Raw genomic sequence first — 25,843 nt, forward strand, 5'->3', positions numbered from 1 at the left:
CATCATGAGTTCACGTTTGTGGCTATCGATCGCCTGTTGCACAGGACTCGCCCTTCAGGTTGTTTCTGCCGACGGCGGGCGTTTGATCGCGACCGGTGGCGCCAGCAGCCTGGAGGGTGCCGCCGGCGGCGGGATCACGCCGTGGGCAGTGCTGGCCGGTTACGGCGAAAAAAACGAATGGGGGGCGACTGCGTTCGCGACCTCGGTCAATCTGCCGGATTATCGGCTGGATGTCGCCGGGCTGGCCGTGGCCTACGACAACCGGGTCGAGCTGTCTTTTGCCCGGCAGCGTTTCGACCTGGGTTCGCTGGTGAACAAGCTGAACCTGCCCGACGATAACCTCGGCCAGGACATCTTTGCCATGAAGGTGCGTTTGTTCGGTGACGTGATCTACGACGATTTGCCGCAGGTTTCCCTTGGTCTGGAGTACAAACACCAGAACAACTTCCTGATCCCGAGCCTGGTCGGCGCCAGGCGGGACAGCGACACCGAAGGCTATCTGGCTGCCAGTCGGTTATTCATGGGCGGGGCGTTTGGCTACAACCTGCTGCTCAATGGCAGCCTGCGCTACAGCCGTGCCAATGAGCTGGGGTTGCTCGGGTTCGGCGGTGACCGTCGCGATACTCGTAGCGTGCTGAAGGAGGGCTCCCTGGCGGTGCTGCTCAATCCGCGCTGGGCACTGGGCGTCGAGTATCGGCAGAAACCGGACAATCTGTCCTTTGCCGGGGAAAGTGACTGGGCTGATCTGTTCGTCGGTTACTTTCCCAATAAACATCTGTCGGTGGTGCTGGCCTACGCGCGGCTGGGCGAAATCGCGACGCTCGACCGCCAGAACGGCACATATCTTTCGGTGCAGGGGAGTTTTTGATGCGCATTGTCCTGCTGGTGCTGATCGGGCTGTTGAGCGCCTGCGCACAATCCTTGCCCAGGGACGACTCGCTCTATCAAGACCTCGGCGCACAGGCCGGGATCACCCGGATCGTCGAGGGCATGCTGCTGAACATCGCGCGTGATGAACGTATCGTAGAGCGCTTTCGCAAGATTGATATCGAGCGGCTGCGCGACAAATTGATCGAGCAATTTTGCCTGGAAACCGGCGGCCCCTGCACCTACACCGGTGACAGCATGGCCGAGAGTCACAAGGGGCAGAACATCAGCCGCAGTGACTTTAATGCCTTGGTTGAAGACCTGATCGCTGCAATGGATGAACAGCGTGTTCCGGTGCCGGTGCAAAATCGGTTGATCGCACGGCTGGCACCGATGCGCGGCGAGATCATCGAGAAGTAAGGGGTTCAATCCGTGTTTTAAGCCAGACCTGTCTTGGGCTTTCGTCAGACGCTGGGAACGACCCGCTGCGCCTGTAAGTCTACCTGTATCTACTCCTTGGCAAGGTACAGCGCAATGGATAAGACAATCACCGTGGATCAGCTGGCTACCACCGACCTTGGACCATTCAACGAGATATGGCTCGGTGGAACTCATACCCAGCTATGCCTATGGCGTGGTGCCCAGGTGTTCACCCACGAAATGCTCAGCGAGGGCACCCATGATCAGAATGTCCAGCGCCTGTGCTTGCAGTTGGTCGACCCTGACGATCAGGCCGCGGTGGCCAGCGTTGAGCTGATCGCGCGCGAACGGCTGAACAAGATGGGGAAGGAGGGCGAGTTTTATCCGGCCGAGGAAGCGGACACCCATCAATAGTCACCCTGCAGGTCGGCCAGTCATGAGGGCCTCAGTACGTCAAATGAGGATCTGTTGATTACGGCGCGCTAACCAGGATGGCTGGCACCGAAGCGTCATTAAATTTACTGCGCACGTTCGTCGGGCAGGCGCTTCCTGCGACCGGTGAGCATGGATAACGGCAAGTTGTCGCGGACCTGGATACTTTCAATAACGGCTGCCAGCACATGCACACACACCAGACCGAGCAGCGTGTTGGCGGCGGTTTCGTGCAGTTGCAGCGGCCAATCGGCGCCCCAGAGGGCATCGACTTCCTGCATCAGGAAGCCGCTGATGCCGATAGTCAGCAATGCCAGCAACATCGACAACATCACCAGCGCGCCAAGCGGCGAATGGCCCAGGCGGTGTTGTGGCCGACCGTTGAGCAACGAGCGCACGTGAGCACCCAGACGTTCTGGCGTGGGCCAGAAGTCCGCCCACCGTGCGCTACGTGGTCCGACGAATCCCCAAACCGTTCGTACCAGCAGCCAGGCCATGGCGTAATAGCCCAGCCAGACGTGCCAGTCGTCGCCTGCTTCGTTGAAGAAGTAGTTGGCGACAAAGACCCCGGCGATAGACAGATGAAACAGTCTCACCAACGGGTCCCACAGGCGTAAGGATTCGCCTGGCATCAGCCTTTGATCTCGGTCTTCACGGCTTTGCCGGTGACCGGGTCATGGTAGATTTCGACCTTGCGCTTGTCCTTGTCGAAGCCGTAGATCTCGTAGCAGTTGCCATCGGTCACCTTGAACTTGCTGATCTCGTAGCCTTCGGCCTTGAGCTTGTCCTGGAAGGCTTTTTCGTCTTGCCATTGCGAACGCTCCGCGGTGGTGCATTGCGGACCGGCGACAGCCAGGGGGCTGGCGATAATCAGGGACAACAGGAGAATTTTGCGCATGGAAAAGCTCTCAGCGGATGTGGGAGATTGCACAGTGCAAAACCAACCTTAGGGCAACCTTAGTTGGCAACGAGTCGTAACACTTTGCTGAAATGCCCCCGGCCAGAACTCGGCATGATGCCGCCGATTCCTACAGAGATTTTGCCATGCGCCTGCTCCTTGTCGAAGATGACCGTGCCCTCGGCCAGGGAATTCGCGTAGCCCTGGGTGCCGAAGGCTACACGCTGGACTGGCTGCAGGATGGCGTCGCGGCCCTGCACGCCGTGCGCAGCGAAAGCTTTGACCTGTTGCTGCTCGACTTCGGCCTGCCACGCCTCGACGGCCTCGACCTGTTGCAACAACTGCGCGCCGAGCAGCACGATTTACCGGTGCTGGTCCTCACCGCCCGCGACGGTACCGCCGAACGCATCGCGGGACTCGACGCTGGTGCCGACGACTATCTGGTGAAACCCTTCGACGTCGAAGAACTCAAGGCCCGCGTGCGCGCCTTGCTGCGCCGCAGCCAGGGCCGCGCGCAACCGATGCTTGAACACGCCGGCGTCAGCCTCGACCCGGCCACTCAGCAGGTGCGCTATCAGGATGCGGATATCATCGTCACCCCCATGGAATACCAACTGCTTCACCAACTGATGGTGCGCCCCGGCAAAGTGGTAACCCGCGAGCGCTTGTCCCGCGCGCTGTACGGCTGGCAGGACCGCGTCGAGAGCAACACATTGGAAGTGTTGATCCACAACCTGCGAAAAAAGTTATCCAGCGAGCTGATCCGCACCGTGCGCGGCGTTGGCTACGTATTGGCGCTCAAACCATGACCTCCGTGCGGGCGCGCATCCTCATTCCTGTATTGGCCCTGATCCTGTTGGGAGACGCCCTGATCAGCTGGCTGGTGCTGCGCGATAGCCACCAGGAAATAGAAGAAGTCTACGACGCCCAACTGGCCCAAAGCGCGCGGCTGCTGCAAGGCGTGCTGCGCCAACGCGACCCCGGCGAAGCTGACTGGGACCGCCTGTACCAGGCCTTCGACCAGGCCATGAGTCGTGTCGGTGAAAACGGCGTTGCCCATCCTTATGAAACGCGCTTGACCTTCCAGGTGTGGCGCAGGGATGGTCAGCTACTGGTGCGCTCCGCCGGCGCACCGGTTCTCGATGCGTCGCTGGCCACCCTGGGTTCCCACGACATCGTCGATAACGGCAACGACTGGTGCGCCTTTCTCCTTGCCGACCCTGAACAGGACCTGCTGATCTGGGTGGGCGAGCGCGACGACATTCGCCAGGACCTGATCCAGCGCATCGTGCGTCATACCCTCTGGCCCAGCCTGATCGGAGTGCCGCTGCTGGCGCTGTTGATCTGGCTGGTCATCGGTTGGGGCCTCAGCCCCTTGCGGGCCATGGCCCTTTCTATCCGTGGGCGCACCACCGAGACTCTGCAGCCGTTGCATCTCAAGCCTCTGCCCAGCGACCTGGAGCCAATGCAAACCGCGCTGAATCGCCTGCTGGACCAGGTCGATGGTCTATTGGAGCGCGAGCGCCGCTTCATCGCCGACGCCGCTCACGAGCTGCGTACACCCTTGGCGATCCTGCGCATCCATGCCCAGAACGCGCAAACCGCGGTGACTGAAGAACAGCGGCGCGAGGCGCTGCATTTCCTGGTCAACGGGGTCGATCGCGCCACCCGCATCGCCAGCCAGCTCTTGACCATGGCCCGCATCGAACCGCAACTGAACAACCCCGTGTATCAACGCGTGCAACTCGCCGAACTGGTCCGCGAAGAGTTGGCTGAACTCACGCCACTGGCCATGGAGAAAAGCGTGGAGTTGGTACTGGAGTGTGATGAAGAGTGTTGGCTGCAAACCGAGCCGGTAGCACTGGCCATTGTCCTGCAGAACCTGGTGACCAATGCCCTCAACTTTTCTCCACCAGGGAGCGAGGTGGCTGTGGTGGTGCGCAAGGACGAGGCGGGCAGGGTCTGCTTGAGGGTTGAAGACGCCGGCCCGGGGATCGATGAAGGGGAAATCGCAAGGCTGTTCGAGCGCTTTTACAGTCGCGGCAATGCCAATGGCGCGGGCCTGGGATTGGCCATCGTGCAGATGGTGACAAACAAGATTGGCTGCACGTTACGCCTTTACAACCTGGCGGGCGGTGGCGTTTGTGCGGAACTTTGTCTGAACAGTGACCTTGCAAGCCCGACCTCCAACGCTTGACTCAAGGGTTGGCTTCGCAGCGTGCGGGCGTAGAAGTGTCAGGCGCGTATCAAGAGCCGATGCCAGTCATGGCATCGGTTCTTGTCTCTCGCTCAGGCGTGCCAGCGCCTAGGCCAAGCGTGTGTGGGCCAACTCATCGATCAAGTGCCGCTGAAACGCCGCAAGCGCCTCCTTCGGTTGCTGCAGTTGGACAAATTCCAGCATGGGATCGGTGACAACAGTCCTCACGCCCGCCAGTTCCTCAAGGGTCGCCAGCCCGCAAAACGGTACATACGCTTCTGAGTATCCACCTTCGTGCACCAGCACGAGACGGCCCTGGCACAAGCGCTCGGCGGCTTTACGCACGAGGCAGGTCATCTGCCGGAACGAGTCGCTGTGCAACAGCATGCGGGCCAGCGGGTCGACGGCGTTGGCGTCGTAGCCGCAGGCGACAATGATCAATTCGGGCTCGAAGCGCTCCAGTGCCGGGATCACGATGCGTTCCATCGCGTACAGGTAAGCCTCATGGCCGCTGCCGGGCGGCAGTGGAATATTGATGTTCGCACCCAACCCCGCGCCACGGCCGCGATCAGCTTCACCGCTGTAACCCGCCGGGAAACAACCGTCCTGGTGCAGTGAGATGGTCAGCACGTCACCACGCTCTTCGAAGATGGATTGTGTGCCGTTGCCATGGTGTACGTCCCAGTCGATCACCGCGACGTTGCCCAGGCCACGGCGGGCTTTTGCGGCTTCAATGGCGATGGCAATGTTGGCCAGGAAGCAAAAGCCCATGGCGCTGTCGGCGAGGCAGTGATGGCCTGGCGGGCGCGACAGGGCGTATGCGTTGTCGGCTTCCCCGACGAGCACGGCATCGACCGCGGCGATGGCCAACCCGGCAGAGAGCTTGGCTATTTCATAACTACCAGGCCCGATGGGGGCGTGCGGCCCCAACTCACCGCCCCCGGCATCGCTCATCGTCTTGAAGCGTTGCAGGTAACCGGATGTATGAACCCGCAGCAGATCTTCATCGGTCGCCGCGTTGGCGCTGCGTACCTGCAAATGACGGGTCAGGCCGGAAACGTCCAGCAGGCTCTTCAGACGGCGTTTGGTTTCCGGCGATTCAGCGTGGCCCGCAGCGGCAGGTGGTTGTACCCATCCTCCCACCGGCAAGGTCAAGGCATGCAACCCGGCGCTGTGCCAGAGGCTGAGTTCGTCGAAGAAAAATGCACTTTTTCGGCTCATCGTCCTTCCATTTCTTTAGGGGTAATAAGGCCACTCATGCGTTTGGGCGGCTGCCGAGCATCAACGCCAGGGAGAGCAGGGTGATGCACGTCCCGCCGATCAGCAGCGACTGGAAGCCGCCGCTGGCTTCGATCAGCCGGCCCGCCACTGTCGGGCCGATAGCCAGGCCACCGCCGATCACAAGGTTGGAGGCGTTCATCAGTTTCCCGGAGCGGTCGAGGTCGGCCAGACAGGCCAGAATCAGCGGCAGGATGAAGGTCCAGGTGAACTTGAACAGCAGGGCCGCCACGGCAAATTGCATTATTTCGGGTTGACCTCGCAGCAGCAGCACTGAGCCGGCCATCAGTGCGTAGCCCAGCAGCAACAGCAGCAAGCGTGGCAGTCGGTCGCCGATCAGTGAGGCACAGCCCGCTCCGACAATGCCCATCACCGTGGCGAGCGCCAGAACCTTGCCACTGGACTCGGCGGAGATACCTGCCTGGGTGGCGATGGAGCCGATAAAGGTCCACACACCGCCCAGGCAAATGTAGAAACTCAAGACCCCCAGAATGCCCAGCGCGGCTTTCCACAGCGAGGCGATGACGACATGTTCGGCGGTTGTTTCAGCCGATGGGCTGCCTTGCGGAAAATAGCGGGCCAGTGGCAAAAAGACCGTCATCAACCCTGCGAGGATCACGTAGCACGCCGATAGCCCGAAGTGTTCGAAGAGCCGAGGCAGGATGCTCAAACCGATCGCCCCGACGACCAGTTGCCCCAGCACCCATAACCCATAGACGCGACCGGGATTGGCTGTTGACGCGGCGCTGGACAGGCAGATGATCATCAACGAACCGCCCGCCAGGGCACTGCAAAAGCGTAACGCCAGGAGTATCGAGTAGTCGGCAGCAAGCACTGATAAAAGGTTTGCTGCAATGAACACGACACCCGCCAGCAATGCGGCGCGGCGCCAGTCGATACGTTTCAGCCACCACAGGGCGGGCAGGGTGGCCAGGCTCATGGCGCCAAGTTCGGTGGAGAAAAGGTCGCCGATCTGTGACGGGCTCAACTGCCATTGAGTCGCCAGTTGCGCCGCAATGGCCGGTGCGGTCATGAGAATGGTCGGGGTGATGGCGGCGAACAGCACGATGGCTGCCAGCAACGCCCGTTCAGATGATGCGCGCAAACGCTCATCCACAAGCGGTTGGGTCTGGGTGTTCATGGGGAAACTCCGATGAATGAATTCAGAACACGTGGACCAGACGCAGCAGTGCGTCAGTGCCGTGGTAGCCGTTATCGGTGGCAACGTTTTGCGAAAGGCCGAACATCACCTGGTTCTGTTTATCCAGCCAGTGGCCGACTTCGAAGCCCACCTGGGTGTAGCGCTTGTGGGTGTCATCGATGCGCTGGTCGTTGATCCGCAGTTCGCCGCCATCTGCGTGGATCAGCCGCAAAGCCCCGTAGGTGCTTTGCGTAAAGTCGTAGGACGCGAAGGCCTGCAGGCGATACAGCGGGTCCTGTTTCAGCTCGCTGCCAAAGTAATCGTCGTTCTTGCCGTAGAGCTGGGCTTCGAGGTTCGCCTCCAATACCCATTTTTCGCCGATGCCCTGGGTGTAGTTGTAAACGAAGGTCGCGCCCCAACGATTGGCGCCGGGCGATACGTCTGGATTTTTGCCGTGGTATTCGCCAATTGGCAGGGTGATCAGGGTCAGCAAGCCGCTATAGGTGCGTGAGGCGGGGTCATTGATGATGAACAGCGTGCCGCCGACCTGAGGGTCGCCAAAGCCGCTTTCCCCGGTGTGTTGGCTGGCACCTGGCAGGCGTGCGTTGATGTCGGCAAAGGGCACGATGAACTGCGGAGTGCACAGGGTGCCGCAGACGTCGGTGAAAAATACCTGACGGTAAGCCATGGCGTTGACCTTGAGGTCGGCCTTGCCGGTGCTGTCGGCCGGGCCGTGAAAGTCGTCAGCGCGGCTCGCCGGCAAATACACCACGCCCAGGTTGGTGCCTGAAGGCGCGCCGAAAAAATCCCGGGCATTGAGGTCGGCGGCACTGGCGTGCAGGCTCGACAAGCCACCGATCAGGGCCAGTGCGGCATTGCGCGTGAAAGTCTTGGTCATTGGCATTGCATCTCTTCTTTGAGTTGTTGTGCGGCGAATGGCTCGCCTGTCGATGGCAGAGGGGAAAAAAAAAAAAGGACAAAGGCGTCCCGAGGCCGTCAAAACGACAGCGAAAAATTCAGCCCAAGTCAGCGGTGCGGATTAGTCGGATGGGGCATGCAGTAGATGGGCGATACGGGCCTTGTCCTTGACTCCGAGCTTGCTGTAGATCGCCCGGATGTGATGGCGCACGGTGTTGGGAGACATGCCCAGGTCGCGGGCGACTTCCTTGTAGGTCTTGCCTTCGCCGAAACCCTGGGCCACGGCGTTTTCCCGTGGGCTCAGTTGCATCAGCACCGTGCGGCTGCGAGCGGCCAGCAGGAGCAGGTCGCCGACCGTCGATGCCTCGATCTGCAAGTGCTTGCCTTCATAGCCGTCAGCGTTCATCGCCACCGGCAGGCAAGGGCCGGTCCAGTCCGGCCACTCGCTCAACAATAAGTCGACGAAGCCACGTTCCGCGCAGTGCAGGGTGCCGCGTTGGTCGCACACGGCGAGCGCGAGGTTGCGCGGATGCGTGAGGGCCTCGCGCATCGCCACCAGGGTGCGAATCTGATTGGCGGATACCGCCGCCACCAGGTGCAACATGAGATTGTTCAGCAACAGGCAGTCTTGCTCGGTGAAGCGTGCCGCGTCTGGGGCGCGATAGAGTGCGAGGTGGTCGCTGAGGTGGGTTTGCGGGTCGATGTACACCACGCACAGCAACTCGCCGATGGCGTACGTCTGGCCGAGCCAGTTAAGCCCGGAGCCGCTGGCAGGGTTGCGCATGTCGACGATGACCGCTCGCCCCGGAACATCGTGGGCCCTGGCGACAGTCACATCGATATGGCGAATCGACTGCCAGTCCGACAGGTAGCTGCGGGGCAGTTCATGTAGATAGGAGCTGTGTTCTTCAGGCAGTCCGTCAACCAACGCGCCGCGGCCCCACCAGGCGCTCTCGAAGGGCAACAGCTGGCTGATGCAGCTCAGCGCCGCTTCGTGGAAATGCTCGATGTTCTTGTCCTGCGCCAGGCGCTGGAGCTCCAGTGTCATTGCGCTGAAGGCCTCAAGGAGGCAGGCGTGACCATGATCATGACGGCTCATTCGTATGTACCTCTATGCGACGTTCTTATTGTTTTCGTCACGAAGTCATTGAGGGCCGGAACGTCGTTTGGACGTGGGCAGGGCCTGGGAGCGATTATTGGCCCACTAAAGCAAGACTGCCATCCTACAGATGCATGATAGTGCCTGGCGGGAGCTCTTCCTCCGCTGGCAATTTAGTGAACTTTTACCCTGCGAATTTTTCCACTGCTCAGAGGTTATGCGAGGGCATGACGCTCGAATGAATCTTGCGAAAAAAATCCCCCTGGCAGAGCCTCAAATGACAGTGAACCGGTCACAACCCAAGCCCTCTTTGCGCCGCGCCATCACGGGGCCGATGCTGTTTCTGTTCATCCTGGGCGATGTACTGGGCGCTGGCGTTTATGCCCTTGCGGGTACCATCGCCGGAGAGGTAGGCGGGGCGATTTGGGTGCCGTTGTTGATCGCGTTGTTCTTCGCCATGTTGACGGCAGGTTCGTACGCCGAACTTGTCTCGAAATATCCTCACGCGGGCGCGGCGTCGGTGTTTGCCGAAAAGGCTTTCAAGTCACCGCTGATATCGTTCCTGGTTGGTTTTTGCATGCTCGCCGCGGCGGTGACCAGCGCGGCCGGTCTCTCGCTGGCCTTCGCGGGGGACTATCTTGGCGCATTCATCCAGGTATCACCCCACGTTGCTGCGCTGATTTTCCTGCTGGTCATTGCCCTCTTGAATGCGCGAGGAATCAAGGAATCTCTGGGGGCGAATCTGCTGATGACCGTGATCGAGCTGTCAGGGCTGATGTTGGTCATCGTGGCTGCGGGTTACTTTTTCAGTTCTGGCGAAGCTGAACTGGCAAGGGCGCTGGAGTTCAAGCCTGGGGTCAGTCCGATGCTGGCGGTATTGGGCGCGGCGTTGCTCGCGTTCTATTCGTTTGTCGGTTTTGAGACGTCCGCCAATCTCGCGGAAGAGATCAAGGATGTTCGCAAGGTATACCCACGGGCCTTGTTTGCGGCGCTGATTACCGCAGGGGTGGTTTACATGGCTGTTGGGGTCGCCGCGTCTTCAGTTTTGCCAACGGAAAAACTGCTTGCCACATCGGCCCCATTACTCGAAGTGGTTCGGGCTTCCGGGCTCGACATTTCGCCGCGCCTGTTTGCCTTTATCGCGCTCATCGCGGTGGCCAACGGAGCGCTGCTGACCATGATCATGGCCAGTCGACTCACTTATGGGATGGCCAATCTGGGGCTGTTGCCAGATGTCCTGGGAAGGGTTCTGCCGCATAGGCGCACACCCTGGGCGGCGATTATTGCAACGACGCTCGTAGCCATCGCACTGACGCTGACAGGAACGTTGGCGACCTTGGCGCAAACCGTGGTGCTGCTTTTACTGTTCGTGTTCCTCAGCACCAACATGGCCGTGCTGGTGTTACGCAAGGACAAGGTTGCGGAAGAACATTTTCAGGTTCCCACCTGGGTACCCTGGCTGGCGATCCTGTCTTGCCTCTTATTGCTGAGTCAGCAAGACTTGGGTACGTGGCTGCGAGGCGGGGCACTTATCCTGGTGGGGATGCTGCTGTATGTCTTTGCCCGAATGGCTGTGCCGGCTGTTGTAAAACCAGACTAGACAACGGCCGCACCGCAAGCAGACGCGCGTCCTGCAGGAGTGGATCACCTACACCGATTGCGGACGAGGCTCCGATACGCGCGCTCTTGGCCACAGCAGCGCGGCCAGGCCAATGGCATAGACCACTGCAAACAGCACGTAGGCGATTCGGCTGGAAAACAGCTGTGGCGTCTCTGTTGGCAGTGGCGATACACCGAGCCCGAACAGAATAACGAAGGTGATAAGCCCGCCGCCGAATATCTTCCCAGTGGCGTTGCCGATGGCGGCTTTGCCGGCAAACAGCAGGCTTACCAGCAACAGGATCAGCGCCACCAGCCACAGGGTCGGGCGCAGTTCAAACAGCGTGAAGGCCACAGACGCCGCCATCCCGCCTAGCAGGTTGACCAGCACCAGGCCAAGGGCGGTGCGGCTGCTCATGCCCAGGGAAAACTGGCTAAGCAACGAGGCCACCGTGATCGGGACGACGATCGCCGTGGCCAGCCGTGGGTCGCTCAGGCACAGGGCAACCATGGTCAGCAGAATTGTCGCGCTGGCCATGGCCTGGCGAATCACCAGCGTCTGCTCGTGCGGCTGGGCGGAGGCCTGCCTGGCATGTTCACCAGCAGGGTCGGGCAGCAGCGCATGGGCGCCCCAGGCCAGCAGCAAACCCAGGCCGACCGCCTTGACCAGTACCAGCACAATGGACTCGCCCAGATCGCTCTGCGCGATATCGAGCATCGGCACCACAATGGCGATCACCAGCATCAGCGCTGGTCCCGCGCCGCCAGGTTGCCGGCCTTGCGCGGTAAAACAGGCGAGATAAAACAGCCAAAGCAGCGGCAGCAATATCCATGGTCGTTCACCGAACATACCCGTCACACCCACCAGCAGCGCGCCGGTGAGCATACTCACCAGCAACGTAATCAACCCTTGAGACAGCGCTGGCGCGCGGCGGCTGGCCAAGAGGAACTGGATGGCGAACAAGGGCGCGAGAAACGGCAGGACGTCGCCCAGGACCAGACCCGCGCACAAGCCCACGGTCACTGCCAGGGCGACACGCAGTCCCTGGCGTTTGATCCGCAGCAGCTCAAGTTCGGCCTGCCCGTCAATTGACATAGTTCAGCCAGGCGCCCAGGCGTGTCATGAATGCCCCCAGTGCGTTAGTCATGGGGTTGTCATCGGTATAGATCACCACGCTCACCTGCGAGCCGTAACGCGGGCCGATGGGGTGCGGTTCCTCCACTATCAGGCGTACCGGAAAGCGCTGCGGGTCGCGCACCCAACCACTCTGGTTGCGCACCGAGGGCAGGGCCGAGTTGCTGCTGCCCTGTTGCGCGACACCCCAGCCGACGCTTTCAACACGGCCTTTGAACACACGGCCCGGCAATACATCGAACACCAGTTCCGCCGGATCGTCGGCCTGCACATGTTCCAGGCTGTTTTCCTTGAACGCGGCAGACACCCATACCGTGCCCCTGTCGATGAAGGTCAGTGCCGGTTGGCCGGCGCTGACGACCTGACCGACCGCGAGCTGGAGATGGGTGATCACGCCGTCGGCGGGTGCGATGACTTCGGTGCGCACCAGATCGAGCCGGGCTTTTTCCAGCGCGGCCAGGGCTTGCTTGAACTGCGGGTTGTCGTTGCCTTTGGGCCCCAGTTGCTGGCGCGCCCGTTCCAGGTCGGCCTGGGCCTTGCTGACGGCCGCCTCGGCGGAGCCCAGCGAGGCTTTCGCTTCATCCTGGCGGGCGGCGGCAAACACGCCACGCTCAACCAGTTGATTCACCCGTCGGGCTTGCTCGCGAATGTTGTCGCGCTGCGCTCGCGCCGATACCAGCTGCGCCTGGGCGGCATCCACCGAGGCGGTGCTGGCGCCCACTGCCTGGCCGGCTTCCTCCAGCCGTGCCTCTGCCTCGCTGACGACAAGTCTGTAAGGCTGCGGGTCGATACGAAACAGCACCTGGCCGGTCTTCACCCGGGCATTGTCGAGCACCGTAATTTCTGTCACACGGCCACCCACCTCGGCAGCCATTTCCACCACATAGGCTTGCACCACGGCTTGTGACGTCGAGGGCGTGCGGCGCTCCATGAAAATCGAGAGGGTGAACAGCACGGCGATCAACACTGCAACGCCCAGGGCAATGCGCCTTAGCGGATTGGCTGGCGCAGGCTTTTCAGGAAGCGGTTCGGTTTGTAACTCAGGCTCGACGGAACTGGGCGAATCGGGCATATCGGCACCTGCAAGTCATGGCCATCCAAAAAACAGCTGACAGAGCGCCGGGGGCGGCGACCCTGGTATCGGATCAGACCGCGTCGGCAGCGGTATTGACCCGTGCGGTGCGGATAAACAACGCGCGCAATTTCTCCCAGAAGTTGCCACCCAGGACGAAGAAGCTGCCGATCAACAGGACATCGCCAAGCAGTTGCAACGCCCAGCTGTTGGGGCGAAAGCCGGGCGCGAAGGCATCGATATAAGGTTCAAGAAAAGAGCACAGCAACGGCAGGCAGAACATCACCAGGCCAATACGGTGGCGGGTGACGCTGACCTCCTGCTCGGCACTGGGTACAAGGCCCGACACATAACCGAACACCTTCTGCTTGAGCTCTTGAAAACCTGCCTTGCCCATCACCGCGATGACCAGCAGCAACAGCACCTTGTTGATGATGAACAGCGCGCCGGTGATCGCCGCGATGGTGGAGCGGGGTACATCCGCAGCCGCTGCCAGCGGCACCAGCAACCATAACGTGAGCATCAGGCAAAGAATGGCGATGCCTGCCTTGAAGCGCCATTTCGCGGACTTTGACGTGGTCGGAGGCTGTACCGTGCTCATGCTGCCTTACCTTTCTTTGAGTTGTTATGGCTTATGGTCTGGAGCGAAACTGAGCTTAGCAGCTGGATTGTCAAAGCATCCTGCGCTGTCGGTATTTTCTGCGCAGGGGCCGAATCTGTTTATGCGTGAGATACAGCTCAACCTCACATCCGATGCTGCTCCAGCAGAAAGTCCACAAACACCCGTACCCGCGCCGGCATCGCCGCACCCCCCACGAAGACGGCATGGATCGGCTCCCGGTCTCCGGGGTTCCAGGTATCCAGCAGCGATACCAGATCGCCGCGTTGCAGGTCCTCGGCCACGCTGAACTCGCCGATACGGGCGATGCCAGCCCCCAACCGTGCGAACTGTGCCAGCGCCTCGCCACTGCTGCATTCGATGTTGCCGCTGACCTTCAGGGAAAACTCTTTGCCGTCGCGGGTGAACGGCCAGTTGGGTTCGGCGCGACGGAAGTTGAAGCGCAGACAGTTGTGCCGCAGCAGGTCTTCCGGTTCCTGAGGGGTGCCGTGTCGTTGCAGATACTCGGGAGAAGCCACCACCACCTGGCCGGTGTCGCCGATCCTGCGGGCCGTCAGCGGGCTGTCGGGCAGGTGGCCAAACCGCACCGCCACATCGGCCTGGCCGCCGAGAATATCGACCACTTCGTCGCCAAGGGTGAGGTCGACGACGATGTTCGGGTAGCGGGCGCTGAATGCGGCCACCAGAGGAACGATGGTCTGCCGCCCATGGCCGAGGGCGGCACTGACCCGCAAACGGCCCTTGGGCACGCCCTGGTCAGCGATGGCCTCTTCGACCTCAGCCATGTCGGCGAGGATACGCCGGGCTGCGCGCAGGTAAGCCTCGCCTTCGGCGGTGAAGGTGATCGAGCGGGTGGTGCGCAACAGCAGGCGGGTGCCGAGCCGTTGTTCGGTTCGCGCGATGATCCGACTGACCGCCGAAGGGGTCAGCCCCAATACACGCGCTGCGGCCGACAGGCTGCCTTCCTGCGCCACCGTGGCGAACATGGCCATTTCACCTGATCTGCCGTTGAAGTCCATTTGTGCTCCGTACGCAAAGGTGCTTGCCAGAAATGCTATCTACCGCTTGCAAAGGCCGAATCGTAGCATTTGCGGCATAGATAAGGAGGCTTCCCATGCGTATCAATCCACCGCTTGTCGCACTCGCCATTGGTGCCTTTGGCATCGGCGTTACCGAGTTTGCCCCCATGGGCATGTTGCCGGGCATCGCCGCGGATCTCGGCGTTTCCATTCCCGCCGCGGGTCTGTTGGTCAGTGCCTACGCCCTGGGCGTGCTGCTCGGCGCGCCGCTGATGACCTTGACCACCGGCAGAATTCCCCGACGCTATCTGCTGATCGGACTCATGGCGATTTTCACCCTGGGTAACCTGATGTCAGCGCTGGCGACCGATTACTACAGCCTGATGGTCGCCAGGGTGGTGACCTCACTGAACCACGGTGCGTTTTTTGGCGTCGGCTCCATCGTCGCCGCCAGCGTGGTCGCCCCGGAAAAACGTGCCGGGGCGGTCGCGGCCATGTTCATGGGCCTGACCCTGGCGACCATCGGCGGTGTGCCGTTGGCGGCCTGGTTTGGCGATTTGTTTGGCTGGCGCACCGCGTTCTGGGGAATTACCGGATTGGGCGTAATGGCAATGGCTGCGTTGTGGTTCGCGCTGCCCAACCTGCCGGCGCCGCAAAGCAGCGGGGTGCTGGCGGAAATTCGGGTGCTGGGCCGTGGCCCGGTGCTCGGGGCGTTGGCCCTGACGGTAGTCGGCTCGGGCGCAATGTTCACCGTCTTCACCTACATCGCTCCGATCCTGACCAGCGAGACCCATGCCTCCAGTGCCTTTGTCACGGCCATGTTGGTGCTGTTCGGCGTGGGGCTGACGCTGGGCAATATGTGGGGCGGCAAGGCCGCGGATCGTTCGATAGACCGCACCCTGATCGTTTCCCTTAGCGTGCTGATTCTCGTCCTGCTGGCGTTCACGGTACTGATGCGCTGGCCGCTGCCGGCCGCGGTTGCCATCCTCATCTGGGGTGTCGCCAGTTTTGCCTTGGTACCGCCATTGCAGATGCGCGTGATGGAAGCCGCCAAGGACGCGCCCAACCTGGCCTCGGCAGTGAATATCGGCGCCTTCAACTTCGGCAACGCGATTGGTGCGGCGCTGGGCGGCGCGGTGATCAACGCGGGGTTGGGTTACCCGGCGATTTCCCTGGCCGGCGCGGCAATGGCGGGTCTGGGGCTGCTGATGGTGCTGGCTTTTGCCTGGCGTGCCCGAGGGGTTGCGGCTGCGGCGTTGTGAAGGTGGCGCGATTAGCGGGCTCGGCTGGCTGAAATCCTCCGTGGCCGCGCGAAGCAGGCACGTTGGGACTATGCTCATTGCCACTACCGTCGTTGCACGGGTTTCAGTCGCCGCCAAGGAAAGGAGTCTGTACGTGTCTGATACTTCATGCCCGGTTCCATTATTGAAATGGCCTTTGATCCACAGCGTCCTTTGGCGCCTCGCCGGTTGCGTGACCGGGCTGGCGATGCTTGCCGCCCATCCAGCCCAAGCGGCCGACGGCGGTGTCGCCGGCGGCTCTACCGCAAGCTATAGCATTGCCTTCAGCAATTCATACGCAGGCAGCGATTTTCGCAAGGTGATGGTGCGCAACTGGCAGGAGATCGCGCTCCAGGCGCAAAAGGATGGGTTGATCCGCGAGGCTCCGGTGGTCAGCGCCAACAATTCGGCGTCGGAACAAGCGGCCCATATCCAGGACATGATCGTCAAAGGCGTCAATGCCATCGTCGTCCTGGCCGCGTCCGACACGGCACTGAACGGGGTGATCCGCGATGCCTGCAATGCCGGCATCGTGGTGGTGGTCATGGCCAGCCTGGTCAGCGAAAGTTGCGTTTATACCGTGGACTACAACTGGTCCGCCATGGGCCGCGTGGAGATGGATTACATCGCCGAGCGTCTCAAGGGCAACGGAACGCTGCTGGAGATCCGCGGCATTGCCGGCGATGCCACCGATAAAAACATCAGCGACGGCATTCGCAAGGCCGCCAGCGACTATCCGGGCCTGAAGTTCGCCAAGACCGTGTATGGGAACTGGACGGCTTCCGTCGCCCGCAAGGAGGTGGCGCTGGCACTGCCGTCGCTGCCGAGCATTGATGCCGTGGCGACTCAAGGGGGCGACGGTTATGGCGCGGCCATGGCGTTCAAGGCGGCGGGGCGGCCTTTGCCGATCATCGTGATGGGCAATCGTCAGGACGAACTCGCCCTGTGGAAACAGGAGCGCGATGCCAACGGCTACGAGACCGTCTCTGTTTCTGCCTCCCCCAGCGTTTCCCAGGTAGGTTTCTGGGTAGCCCAGCAGATTCTGGCGGGCAAGCAGGTGCCGAAGTTCGTCGAAGTGCCACTGGTGCGTATCGATGCGAAAGACCTGGACGCCTGGCTCGCGACCATGCCGGTGGGTGGCGCCGCCAATCCTTTTTACAGCCAGGCTTCCGTGGCCGCGATGATCGACGCGGCCAACAACAATACGGCGCCGCCGGCGACGCCTTTGCCGGAGGTTACGAAGCAGTAGTGGCGGGGGAGTGGGGAGGCGCAGCGCCATGGTGACATTCAAGCCCGTCACCGACAGGCCCATTGCCGTCAGGATCGGGCTGGCGGTCGCCGCGCTGGTGTTCCTGATGCTGGCGGTGTCGCTGGTGAACCTCTACGGTTTGCGAGGCATGGTCCGCGCGGTGGATTCCGCCAGCCATTCGGCGGAGATCCTGGCCTCGGTCAACGGCGCCACCGGGCGTGTGGAAAACTTCATCGCCACCCGCGATTCTGAGAGTCTGTCCCAGGCCGAAGGCATGGTGGCGACGGCGATCGCCGGCCTCAGCGCCATTCCGGCGGCCGAGGCGCAATCGCTCAAAGGCAGCCTGGAGCGGCTCGCCGCAGCGATCACTGCCTTGCGCGCGGCGACCCTGACCATGGATGGCGAAACGGAGAACATGACCGCCCACTACGGGCGGATGCGAGAGGCGACGATCCTCGTCGAACAGGGCATCGCCGATGGCCTGAAGGGGCTCGATGCCCGCACCGCCGGGCACGAGGCGCGGGTGAGCGACATCGAAAGCGCCCACCGCATCCTGGATGTCCTGCGCAACGGCGAACGGATCATCACCGCCCATGTGGCCAAGATGTTGGTGACCGAGGATGCGGCGGCTGCCATGGCGGCGCGCAACGCCTGCGCGGCGCTCCTGCCGGTGATCGAGCAACTGCGCGAGGTGATGGGGGCGCCGCAGGCAACGGAGATCCTTGATCAGTTGGCGGCGGCGGTCGCTGCTGCCAGCGTCGCGGTAGAGCACCTTGGCGAGGCCCCCAGACGCCAGGGAGACGAAGCTTTGCGGCAGCTCGCCGCCGTCGGGGATGCGGCCGCGCGCCTCGAGGCGATGCTAGCTGACGCGGATGGGCTCGTCGGCCACGACGCAAGCGACATTCAGGCAGCGACCGGCTTGCTGCACAACGCCGCCGCGTTATCCAAGCGTTTCGCCGAGCGTGTCGCCACGCTGGAAGCGCAGACCTTGTCGTTTCGCCTGTCACCGTCGGCCGAAACCGCCCGCTCTGTCGGCCTGATTCTCGACGAGCTCTCCCGTCTCGCTCGGGTTCTGCCGTCGTCCGTAGGACTGCAAGCCAAGGCGACGCCCCTGACGGTCAGTGATCAGATTGCCGGCTACCGGGCGGCCTTTGCCAGGTTCCATCAGGCGAGCAATGCCTTGAGCGCGGCGCGCGACGAGGTTCGCAACGAGGCACGGAGCGCCGGCCTGTTGGTTGCGCGCTTTGCGGGTGAAGCGCGCTCCGACGCCTTGGTCCACAACGATCGCGGCATGCTTGCGACGATAGTTGCGGGCACCGTCGCCGTCCTGCTGGCCGGTGCCATCGCCTGGAGCACGTCACGATTTGTCGCGCAGCCCATCGTGGCCCTGGCCTCGGTCATGCGCCGGCTTGCGGCCGGCGACCTGAACGCCGAGATGGCCAGCGCCGCACGCGGTGACGAGATTGGAATCATGACCCGCGCCGTACGGGTGTTCCAGGAGAATGCCCTGCGCATCCGGGTGCTGGAGGCCGAGGCCGAGGCCGAGCGACAGCAGGTCCAGGCCTCTTTGGAGCGAATGGTCGCCGAACGGACCGACACGTTGCACCAACAGACCGACATACTGGAGGCGCAGGCCGTCGAACTCATTCAGGCGCGCAACCAGGCCGAGACGGCCAACCAGGCAAAGAGCGATTTTGTCGCCACGGTCAGCCACGAACTGCGCACCCCCCTGACCCTCATCCTCGCTCCCCTGGAACAGCTCTCGGCGGCGAACACTCCGCCAGCGGACTGGCGTGTGCAGGTCGAACGTGCCCAACGCAACGCATTGCGCTTGATGAACCGGGTGAACGACATCCTCGACTTTTCCAAGGCCGAAGCTGGCAAGTTCGAGCTGTGTCCCTCGCCGGTTGATTTGAACAAGGCGGTGGGGGTGCTGGCCGAGGACGCCGCCATGGTTGCCGAGGGCAAAGGCTGCACCTTGACTTGCAGCATCGATCCCGCGCTCGGCACGGTGTTTCTGGACCCCCGGCACTTCGAGAAAATCCTCCTCAACCTGGTGAGCAATGCCATCAAGTTCACGCCCGGCGGCGGCACCGTACACCTGGCAGTGACGCCGATCGAAGGCGAGCGATTTGAGTTAGCGGTGCAAGACTCGGGAATCGGCATAGAGCCGGACAAACTGCCGCTGTTGTTTCAGCGTTTTTCCCAGATCGACAATTCCGCCACGCGCCATTACAGCGGCACCGGCATCGGTCTCGCCCTGGTCAAGGACCTGGCTGAACTGATGGGCGGCGAAGTTGGCGTCGACAGCGAGCCTGGACGGGGTTCGCGCTTCTTTGTCCGGCTTCCGCTGGGGGCTGAGCAGAACACCCTGCCGACCGAAGCCAGCCATATGCTTGAGCGATCATCGGCGGGCACGACCAGTACGATGGAGCAGCGCCACCTGCGTTTTGACGATGGCCGCCAGGGCAGTCGCAACGACCTCGCTTCGACGCAAGGCGCAGACGACGAGCCGCATCCGGAACATGCCCTGCGATCCAGAGTGCTGGTGGTGGACGACAGCCCGGAAATGCTCAGTTATCTCAGCGAGCTTCTGCAAAACGACTACATCGTCGCCACCGCAACGGATGGAGAGCAGGCCTGGGCACTGCTGCAGCTTCGACCCATCGACGTGATCGTCTCGGATGTGATGATGCCCAAGCTCGACGGTTTCGGCCTGACCGCCAGGATCAAGGCCAGCGCCGGTTTTGCCCATTTACCGGTAATCCTGGTGACCGCCCGCGGCGGTAGCGAGGCCTGCATCTCCGGGCTGGAAAGTGGCGCCGACGACTATATCGCCAAACCCTTCTCGCCGCTGGAGCTCAAGGCTCGCGTACGCGCGGCGCTGCGCATGAGCCAGGTGCAAAGCGAACTGCAGGCAAAATCCCGCCAGGCGGGCATGGCCGAAATCGCCACGACTGTGCTGCACAACGTCGGTAACGTCCTCAACAGCGTGAACGTATCGGCAGAACTGGTCAGCAGCCAGATGCGCACCTCCAAGGCCCAGGGGCTGGGCAAAGTGGCGCGACTGATGAACGAACACGTCCACGACCTGAGCGATTTTCTGACCACGGACAACAAGGGAAGGATGCTGCCCGATTACCTGCTCAAGCTGGCGCAAGTGGTGACGGAAGAGCAGCAGGGCATCATCGAAGAGCTCGGGCAACTCATCAAAGGCATCGACCACATCAAAACCATCGTCGCTGCCCAGCAGTCCTATGCCGTTGCTGTCAGCGTCGTCGAGACAGTACCGGTCTCGGAGCTGATCGATGATGCCTTGCGCATGAGTGCCGGATCACTGGCACGCAAGGAGGTGACGGTGGTCAAGGACATCGCCGACTTGCCCCTGCTGTCGCTGGACCGGCACCGGGTGCTGCTGATTCTGGTGAACCTGATCCGCAACGCCAGGCAGGCGCTGGATGGCGTGAACGATCGCAGCTCCTGTATCACGTTCTGCGCGTCCCTTGTCGACGGATCAGCATTGCGTATCACGGTGGCCGACAACGGCAACGGGGTCGCGCCAGAGCACTTGGCGCGGATCTTTACCCATGGCTTCACTACTCGCAAGGATGGTCACGGTTTCGGCCTGCACAGCTGCGCGCTCGCCGCGCAGGAAATGGGCGGCAGCTTGACCGTGCACAGCGACGGGGCCGGGCAGGGCGCGACTTTTATCCTTGATATTCCCGTTGAGGCTGCGCTGAGCAAACGCTAGGCATCCCCCTTGGCCTCCAGCCCATGGTAATAATCAATCTTGGCTTGCGGTGCAAAATCTATTGTCGCCAGAGTGGTTGCGGCCGGAAGTGATCCTGGAGGAAGCGCAGAAATTTGAGCGTTCTTGCGGGCAGCCCTTCGCGTTGATGCGTCAGCGCAACAATATTGGCCTCTGGCAGTTTCCAACCCGGCAATAGTCGTATCAACGTCCCCTCCGCCAGAGCATCGGCAACGTCCCATTCAGAACGCATGATGATGCCGTTCCCTTCGCAAGCCCATTGCCGAATAACACTTCCATCGTTGCAGCTCAACGCTGGGCGGATTCGCACGTTGTGTGTTTTACCCGCGCGCGTGAAATGCCAGAGCGTGACGTCTTCGTTGTTTTCCCGCAGCGCGATGCAGGGCAAGGTAGCGAGCTGGTCGGGATGTTCCGGCAGCCCGTGCTGTTCAATAAAGTCCGGTGAGGCGCATACGTAGCGACGGTTGGGGGCAATGGGATGGCCCACCAGGTTGGAGGTGCGCAGTTCCCCAATATGGATAACCACATCAAATCGGTCAGTCGCTTCGACCATAGGCTGTTCCGACAGACTCAATGCTATCTCTACATCTGGATGCAGGCGCTGGAAAGCTGCCACGACGGGTGCCACGTGCAGTCGCCCAAATCCGAACGGTGCGTTGATTTTCAACTTGCCGACGAAGCCACTGCGCCGCTCTTGCAAATCCGCCAATAGGGAATCGAACTGCTCGACCAGCTCGGCCCCACGCTGGCACAAGAACTCGCCCTCGTCGGTAAAGCGCAGCTGCCGGGCTGACCGATCCAGCAATCGAATCGACAGTTTTTTCTCCATTTGCTGAAGTCGCTGGGTCACCGCTGAAGGCGTCAGACCCAGCTTACGTGACGCGGCCAACAAACTCTCGCTTTCCCGGATGACCAAGAGAAAGCGGAGATCAACTGTCTCGTTCATTAAGAATCACTGAATATTAGAATTAGAAGGTTTAAATTTTAATCTGAAACTGGAGGCTTAGAATAGCGCTATTCCAGGAGACCAGACATGACAGCATTCACTCATATCGAAACCCCCGCCTTATTGCTGGATCGCGATCAACTCGATGCGAACATCCAACGGATGCGCAATAAGCTGGCAGCATTCAACGTGGTATTGCGGCCACACGTGAAGACCAATAAGTCGTTAGAAGTTACCGAGCGATTGTTTGCAGGCGGGCGCGGCCCGATCACCGTTTCAACCCTGCGGGAGGCCGATTTCTTTTTCGAGGCCGGGTTCACCGACATCTTGTATGGCGTCGGCATTGCGCCCAACAAATTCGCTCATGCCGGTGCATTGATCGGTAAAGGCGCACAGCTAAAGTTGGTACTCGACAATCTGGATACCGCCAGGTTACTGGCCGAATTCGCCGAAACGTCGGGTCATGTTTTTGATGTTCTGCTGGAAATCGATTGCGACGGTCACCGTTCCGGTCTTGGCCCGCAGTCACCGCTGCTGGTGGAAATCGCGCGGCTGCTGAGCGCCAATGGCGTCAGGGTCAGCGGCCTGATGACACATGCCGGCAAGTCTTACGACAGTCAGTCAATCGCTGAAATCGAAGCCAGCGCCCGGCATGAACGCGCGGCGATTATCGATGCCAGCCAAATGCTGACGAATGCAGGCTTCGACCTGTCGATCATCAGTGTCGGCTCGACACCCACGGCACTTTTTACCGAGGATCTATCCGGGGTGACTGAAGTACGCGCGGGTGTATTCGCCTTTTTCGATCTGGTCATGGCGGGCTTGGGCGTTTGTCAGGTGCAAGATATCGCCGTCTCGGTTCTGACGACTGTCATCGGTCATCAGATTGAAAAAGGCTGGATCATTACAGATGCGGGATGGATGGCACTTTCCCGTGATCGTGGTACCGCCAGACAGGCGGTCGATCAGGGCTATGGCATCGTCTGTGACGCCAGCGGCCAGCCCATCGGCGACCTGATCGTCAGCGCCACCAATCAGGAGCACGGGATCATTTCATCGCGGGCCGGGAAGCTTGAAGCCTCAAGCTTACTGCCCTTGGGCACGCTGCTGCGGATCCTGCCGAACCACGCCTGCGCCACCTCGGCGCAGCACGCGGGTTATCACGTTATCAGCGAGGGGCACAGTGTGGGCTACTGGCCACGCATCGCGGGTTGGTAATTCATTCAGCTGAACTCACTTTGATCGATCAAGGAGGGGCCAATGAAGTTGATCACAGCAGAAAAGTTGCCTGTACCCGGTGGGCATTACTCACACGGGGTCATGGCAGGAAAACTTCTTTTCATTTCTGGCCAGTTGCCGTTTCCGCCTGATGCACAAGAGTTCCCCGATGGCGTAGAAGCCCAGGCTATTCAGGCAATGGCAAATGTAGAAGCGGTGCTTCAGGCAGCGGGTGCTTCGCTTAGTCACTTGGTCAACGTGCAAATATACATCGTTGATGTTGCTGACTGGCCGACCGTGAATCTTGCGTATTCAACGCTGATGGGGCCGCACCGTCCCGCAAGAGCGATCATTCCGTGTGGTCCACTCCATCACGGGGCTTTGGTGGAAATTTCAGCAGTGGCTGAAGTTTAAATACTTTTCAAGAAGGGCAGTTGTTATGAATTCGATTGAAAACAAGCTTCAGCAAACACCTGTGAAGCTCGTCCTGTTTGATTTGCTCACCGCTCTGCTGGACTCATGGACGCTATGGAATTGCGTGGCAGGCTCCGATGAAATGGGCCGCACCTGGCGTATGGCTTATTTGAAGGCGACTTACGGCTGTGGTGCTTACCGGCCTTATGAAACGTTAGTCGAAGAGGCTGCGATCAGTGTCGGACTAGGCAAGGAGGCCGCGCAGAATCTGGAGGCACGCTGGATGCAGTTGCAACCTTGGCCTGAGGCCAAACGCGTGCTCACCGAGTTGGCGCCGCACTACAAGCTCGGTGTGGTGACCAACTGTTCGGAGCGGTTGGGGCGTATCGCAGCGGATCTTCTGGGAGTGCCGTTTGACGTAATTGTCACTTCTGAACAGGCCGGCTTCTACAAACCCGATGCGGAACCTTACAGGCTCGCCCTGCAAATAGCGGGGGTGGAGTCCGCTCACGCCCTATTCGTGGCGGGCTCTGCTTACGATCTGTTTGGCACGCAGAAAGTTGGCTTGCCAACCTTTTGGCACAACAGAATAGGGCTCGATGCGCCCGCAGGTGCGCCTGATCCATTAATCATGCGTCCGACACTGGATAGCCTGGTTGAGGATATTAAAAATCTGAGCGGCAAATAAACGGGGTGCTGCTCATCTCCGTCATTCTCTGAATCAGTCCCGATAGAGGGGGCGCTTACAGTGGCGTCTCCACAGGACAGCACCTTCAACCTGCCGCGAACACACGCGGCCCGTAACTTCAGTTATTCCTGTTTTTCATTCAAAACAAATTCTTCCATCAAAGGAAGGTGTATGTAACGGGTGCTGTGGTCCGAGGACCTCGCACGTGTCCCAAACGAGGTTCCGTCATGTCCGCTGAAACTCAAAACCGCAAACCGTTCTACAAGATTCTTTATCTCCAGGTCTTGTTCGCGATCGCAATCGGCATCCTGATTGGCCACTTTTATCCGGAAGCCGGTACCACGTTAAAACCGCTCGGCGATGGTTTTATCAAGCTGATCAAAATGGTCATCGCCCCCATCATCTTCTGTACTGTGGTCACCGGCATCGCAGGCATGCAAAACATGAAAGCGGTCGGAAAGACCGGTGGCTATGCGCTTCTGTATTTCGAGATTGTTTCGACAATTGCCCTGTTGATCGGGCTGGCTGTGGTCAACTTCGTGCAGCCGGGCGCTGGAATGCATATCGATCCGTCCACGCTCGATGCGTCGGGTATTGCTGTGTACGCTGCCGCAGGCAAAGAGCAGAGCACCATTCAGTTCCTCCTGCATATTATCCCCAACACGATTGTTGGCGCGTTTGCTGAGGGTGAGATTCTGCAGGTGCTGTTCTTCTCTGTACTGTTTGGCTACGCGCTGCATCGCATCGGTGATTATGGGCGTCGGGTGTTCGAGTTCATCGAGAGCATCTCCCAGGTGTTGTTCAGCATCATGGGTGTGGTCATGAAAGTCGCGCCCATCGGTGCGCTGGGTGCGATGGCCTTCACTATCGGTAAGTACGGTGTCGGTTCTTTAGTCCAGTTGGGCTATCTGATGCTGTGTTTTTACTTCACCTGCGTGGTCTTCGTACTGGGGATATTGGGATCGATAGCGCGCCTGCATGGGTTCAGCATTTTCAGGTTCATCAAGTACATCCGCGAAGAGCTCCTGATCGTCCTGGGCACTTCGTCGTCCGAGACCGCGTTACCACTCATGATCGTCAAGATGCAGAAGCTCGGCGCGCATAAGTCCGTCGTGGGCCTGGTCGTCCCGACCGGTTATTCCTTCAACCTTGATGGCACTTCCATCTACCTCACCATGGCGGCGATTTTCCTCGCCCAAGCCACCGATACGCCCATGGACATTACGCACCAGATTACGTTGTTGCTGGTCTTGCTAGTCACATCAAAGGGGGCGGCGGGTGTAACGGGCAGTGGCTTCATCGTCTTGGCGGCGACGCTGTCGTCAGTAGGGCATGTGCCCGTTGCTGCGCTGGCCTTGATTCTGGGGATAGACCGTTTCATGTCTGAAGCGCGGGCATTGACCAATCTGATCGGTAATGGGGTGGCGACAATCGTGGTTGCCAAGTGGTGTGGGCAGTTGGACGAGAAGGTGCTTCAAAAGAGGCTGGAAGAGGGCCCTGGGGCGGCGGCTGTCGGTTCGTCGGCATCCCATAACGTCAGAATTTGATTCGGAAACAGGTATTCATAGGGTGAGAAATCATGCGG

At 60.7% G+C, this 25,843-nt stretch carries 23 protein-coding genes and 3 pseudogenes; 15 read left to right on the forward strand and 11 right to left on the reverse strand.

What is annotated here, in order from left to right:
- Nucleotides 1-4: 4 nt before the first annotated feature.
- From J3P86_RS11235 to J3P86_RS11245, 3 genes are all read left to right on the forward strand, one after another.
- On the forward strand, nt 5-868 hold the full coding sequence (locus tag J3P86_RS11235; protein WP_434568847.1) for a DUF3034 family protein: 864 nt from the start codon (nt 5-7) through the stop codon (nt 866-868).
- A complete protein-coding gene (locus tag J3P86_RS11240; RefSeq protein WP_434624359.1) occupies nt 868-1,287 on the forward strand; it encodes a group I truncated hemoglobin in 420 nt (139 codons plus the stop codon). Before J3P86_RS11235 ends, J3P86_RS11240 begins: the two co-directional genes overlap by 1 nt.
- Nucleotides 1,288-1,401: 114 nt before the next feature.
- On the forward strand, nt 1,402-1,701 hold the full coding sequence (locus J3P86_RS11245) for a hypothetical protein (protein ID WP_434700253.1): 300 nt from the start codon (nt 1,402-1,404) through the stop codon (nt 1,699-1,701).
- 104 nt (nt 1,702-1,805) lie between these two features.
- Here the strand turns inward: J3P86_RS11245 and J3P86_RS11250 are convergent, their stop codons facing one another.
- Both J3P86_RS11250 and J3P86_RS11255 read right to left on the reverse strand, forming a co-directional pair.
- The gene (locus tag J3P86_RS11250; protein WP_434624355.1) at nt 1,806-2,351 is read right to left on the reverse strand and encodes a cytochrome b/b6 domain-containing protein; all 546 of its coding nucleotides are present in this window, start codon (nt 2,349-2,351) and stop codon (nt 1,806-1,808) included.
- The gene (locus tag J3P86_RS11255) at nt 2,351-2,617 is read right to left on the reverse strand and encodes a PepSY domain-containing protein (protein ID WP_048722823.1); all 267 of its coding nucleotides are present in this window, start codon (nt 2,615-2,617) and stop codon (nt 2,351-2,353) included. Before J3P86_RS11255 ends, J3P86_RS11250 begins: the two co-directional genes overlap by 1 nt.
- Before the next feature lie 146 nt (nt 2,618-2,763).
- On the opposite strand from J3P86_RS11255, the gene J3P86_RS11260 reads away from it, so the two are divergent.
- Nucleotides 2,764-3,426, forward strand: coding sequence for a response regulator (locus tag J3P86_RS11260; RefSeq protein ID WP_434700255.1), 663 nt, complete (start codon nt 2,764-2,766; stop codon nt 3,424-3,426).
- A complete protein-coding gene (locus tag J3P86_RS11265; protein ID WP_434700257.1) occupies nt 3,423-4,814 on the forward strand; it encodes an ATP-binding protein in 1,392 nt (463 codons plus the stop codon). The genes J3P86_RS11260 and J3P86_RS11265 overlap by 4 nt, the downstream gene beginning before the upstream one ends.
- 108 nt (nt 4,815-4,922) lie before the next feature.
- Here J3P86_RS11265 and J3P86_RS11270 read toward each other — a convergent pair whose 3' ends face one another.
- The 4 genes from J3P86_RS11270 to J3P86_RS11285 form a co-directional block, all read right to left on the reverse strand.
- The gene (locus tag J3P86_RS11270) at nt 4,923-6,035 is read right to left on the reverse strand and encodes a class II histone deacetylase (RefSeq protein ID WP_434700259.1); all 1,113 of its coding nucleotides are present in this window, start codon (nt 6,033-6,035) and stop codon (nt 4,923-4,925) included.
- 34 nt (nt 6,036-6,069) lie between these two features.
- The gene (locus J3P86_RS11275; RefSeq protein ID WP_434700260.1) at nt 6,070-7,233 is read right to left on the reverse strand and encodes an MFS transporter; all 1,164 of its coding nucleotides are present in this window, start codon (nt 7,231-7,233) and stop codon (nt 6,070-6,072) included.
- 22 nt (nt 7,234-7,255) lie between these two features.
- Nucleotides 7,256-8,137, reverse strand: coding sequence for a transporter (locus tag J3P86_RS11280; RefSeq protein ID WP_434700261.1), 882 nt, complete (start codon nt 8,135-8,137; stop codon nt 7,256-7,258).
- A gap of 135 nt (nt 8,138-8,272) precedes the next feature.
- Nucleotides 8,273-9,250: a helix-turn-helix transcriptional regulator gene (locus tag J3P86_RS11285; protein WP_434700262.1), complete on the reverse strand. Its 978-nt coding sequence runs from the start codon at nt 9,248-9,250 to the stop codon at nt 8,273-8,275.
- Between the two features lie 277 nt (nt 9,251-9,527).
- Here J3P86_RS11285 and J3P86_RS11290 point away from each other — a divergent pair, with 277 nt between their 5' ends.
- Nucleotides 9,528-10,850, forward strand: coding sequence for an APC family permease (locus J3P86_RS11290; RefSeq protein WP_434700627.1), 1,323 nt, complete (start codon nt 9,528-9,530; stop codon nt 10,848-10,850).
- 48 nt (nt 10,851-10,898) lie between these two features.
- On the opposite strand, the gene J3P86_RS11295 is transcribed toward J3P86_RS11290, so the two are convergent.
- From J3P86_RS11295 to J3P86_RS11310, 4 genes are all read right to left on the reverse strand, one after another.
- Nucleotides 10,899-11,945, reverse strand: a complete 1,047-nt coding sequence (locus tag J3P86_RS11295) for a DUF2955 domain-containing protein (protein WP_434700263.1) — start codon at nt 11,943-11,945, stop codon at nt 10,899-10,901.
- Complete coding sequence (locus J3P86_RS11300; RefSeq protein ID WP_434624335.1) at nt 11,935-13,056, reverse strand: HlyD family secretion protein; 1,122 nt, start codon at nt 13,054-13,056, stop codon at nt 11,935-11,937. The genes J3P86_RS11295 and J3P86_RS11300 overlap by 11 nt, the downstream gene beginning before the upstream one ends.
- Nucleotides 13,057-13,129: 73 nt before the next feature.
- A complete protein-coding gene (locus J3P86_RS11305; RefSeq protein ID WP_370870930.1) occupies nt 13,130-13,657 on the reverse strand; it encodes a transporter suffix domain-containing protein in 528 nt (175 codons plus the stop codon).
- Nucleotides 13,658-13,800: 143 nt separating this feature from the next.
- Nucleotides 13,801-14,694, reverse strand: a complete 894-nt coding sequence (locus J3P86_RS11310) for a LysR family transcriptional regulator (protein ID WP_434700265.1) — start codon at nt 14,692-14,694, stop codon at nt 13,801-13,803.
- Between the two features lie 95 nt (nt 14,695-14,789).
- Here J3P86_RS11310 and J3P86_RS11315 point away from each other — a divergent pair, with 95 nt between their 5' ends.
- The 5 genes and pseudogenes from J3P86_RS11315 to J3P86_RS11335 all read left to right on the forward strand — a co-directional run.
- Nucleotides 14,790-15,956 (forward strand): MFS transporter, encoded by a 1,167-nt coding sequence (locus tag J3P86_RS11315; protein ID WP_434568835.1) that lies wholly within the window; start codon nt 14,790-14,792, stop codon nt 15,954-15,956.
- Nucleotides 15,957-16,182: 226 nt separating this feature from the next.
- Nucleotides 16,183-17,223 (forward strand): ABC transporter substrate-binding protein, encoded by a 1,041-nt coding sequence (locus J3P86_RS11320; RefSeq protein ID WP_434700628.1) that lies wholly within the window; start codon nt 16,183-16,185, stop codon nt 17,221-17,223.
- 1,399 nt (nt 17,224-18,622) lie between these two features.
- Nucleotides 18,623-19,516: pseudogene (locus tag J3P86_RS11325) on the forward strand (sensor histidine kinase); the annotation flags it as partial.
- A 309-nt stretch (nt 19,517-19,825) separates the two neighbouring features.
- Nucleotides 19,826-20,113 (forward strand): annotated as a pseudogene (locus J3P86_RS11330) (response regulator transcription factor); the annotation flags it as partial.
- A gap of 567 nt (nt 20,114-20,680) precedes the next feature.
- Nucleotides 20,681-20,974, forward strand: a pseudogene (locus J3P86_RS11335) (ATP-binding protein); the annotation flags it as partial.
- A gap of 58 nt (nt 20,975-21,032) precedes the next feature.
- On the opposite strand, the gene J3P86_RS11340 reads toward J3P86_RS11335, so the two are convergent.
- Nucleotides 21,033-21,938 carry a LysR family transcriptional regulator gene (locus tag J3P86_RS11340; protein WP_434700266.1) on the reverse strand — a complete coding sequence of 302 codons (906 nt, stop codon included), beginning with the start codon at nt 21,936-21,938 and terminating at the stop codon, nt 21,033-21,035.
- 87 nt (nt 21,939-22,025) lie between these two features.
- Between J3P86_RS11340 and J3P86_RS11345 the strand changes: the two genes are divergently transcribed.
- The 4 genes from J3P86_RS11345 to J3P86_RS11360 all read left to right on the forward strand — a co-directional run bounded on the left by J3P86_RS11345 (nt 22,026) and on the right by J3P86_RS11360 (nt 25,805).
- Nucleotides 22,026-23,156 (forward strand): alanine racemase, encoded by a 1,131-nt coding sequence (locus J3P86_RS11345; protein WP_434700268.1) that lies wholly within the window; start codon nt 22,026-22,028, stop codon nt 23,154-23,156.
- A 42-nt stretch (nt 23,157-23,198) separates the two neighbouring features.
- Entirely contained in the window at nt 23,199-23,570 is a 372-nt protein-coding gene (locus J3P86_RS11350; protein WP_434604366.1) for a RidA family protein, read from the forward strand.
- A gap of 25 nt (nt 23,571-23,595) precedes the next feature.
- On the forward strand, nt 23,596-24,258 hold the full coding sequence (locus tag J3P86_RS11355) for an HAD family hydrolase (RefSeq protein ID WP_434700270.1): 663 nt from the start codon (nt 23,596-23,598) through the stop codon (nt 24,256-24,258).
- A gap of 227 nt (nt 24,259-24,485) precedes the next feature.
- Nucleotides 24,486-25,805 (forward strand): dicarboxylate/amino acid:cation symporter, encoded by a 1,320-nt coding sequence (locus tag J3P86_RS11360; protein WP_434700272.1) that lies wholly within the window; start codon nt 24,486-24,488, stop codon nt 25,803-25,805.
- Nucleotides 25,806-25,843: the final 38 nt, after the last annotated feature.

Source organism: Pseudomonas sp. D1-1 (assembly GCF_051132225.1).
GTDB lineage: Bacteria > Pseudomonadota > Gammaproteobacteria > Pseudomonadales > Pseudomonadaceae > Aquipseudomonas.